At 52.5% G+C, this 1028-nt stretch carries 1 protein-coding gene; it reads left to right on the top strand.

What is annotated here, in order from left to right; translation table 11 throughout:
- Positions 1-1028, top strand: a 1028-nt coding sequence (locus tag Q8W24_RS16770) for a cadherin repeat domain-containing protein (RefSeq protein ID WP_305476037.1), incomplete at both ends; no start/stop codon positions are given.

Below are 1028 nucleotides of genomic sequence, written 5' to 3'. Positions count from 1 at the left end.
GACTACGAGACCAAGTCCAGCTACAACTTTACTGTAATCGCCACCGATGGGGCTGGTCACTTCACTGACCAGACCGTGACACTAGCGGTCAATAACCTCGATGAAGCAGCGCCGACGATTACCTCTGGTGATACCGCGACTGCCATCGATGAAAATAGCGGTGCCAGTACTGTGGTGTATACCGCCACCGCTGATGACTCTGCAGATATCTCCGATGGCGTGACTTTCTCGCTCTCAGGTGACGATGCGGCGTACTTCTCGATTGATGCCAGCACCGGTGAAGTCACCTTATTGGCCGACGCTGATTACGAGACCAAACCAAGTTACAACTTTACTGTAATCGCTACCGATGGAGCTGGTAACTACACCGACCAAATCGTTACTTTAGCAGTCAATAACCTGGATGAAGCAGCGCCGACGATTACTTCTGGCGTTATCGCCACTGCGATCGACGAAAATAGCGGTGCCAGTACTGTGGTGTATACCGCCACTGCGGATGACTCTGCCGATATTTCCGATGGTGTGAGTTTCAGCCTGTCTGGTACAGATGCGTCACTGTTCAGCATCAACTCCGCCACCGGTGAAGTCACCTTATTGGCCGACGCTGATTACGAGACCAAACCAAGCTACAGCTTTACTGTCACCGCTACCGATGGAGCCGGTAACCACACCGACCAAATCGTTACTTTAGCAGTCAATAACCTGGATGAAGTCGCACCGACGATTACTTCTGGCGCTATCGCCACTGCGATCGATGAAAACAGCGGTGCCGGGCAAGTGGTGTATACAGCCACTGCCGATGACTCCGCAGATATCTCTGATGGTGTGACTTTCTCGCTCTCTGGCGACGATGCAGCGTATTTCTCGATCGATGCCAGCACCGGTGAAGTCACCTTGTTGGCGGATGCGGACTACGAGACCAAACCAAGCTACAGCTTTACTGTCACCGCTACCGATGGAGCCGGTAACCACACCGACCAAATCGTTACTTTAGCAGTCAATAACCTGGATGAAGTCGCACCGACGAT

Source organism: Oceanobacter sp. 4_MG-2023, from assembly GCF_030689165.1.
In the GTDB taxonomy this organism is placed as follows: domain Bacteria; phylum Pseudomonadota; class Gammaproteobacteria; order Pseudomonadales; family Oceanobacteraceae; genus Oceanobacter.
This window is presented reverse-complemented; position numbering and strand designations above follow the sequence as displayed.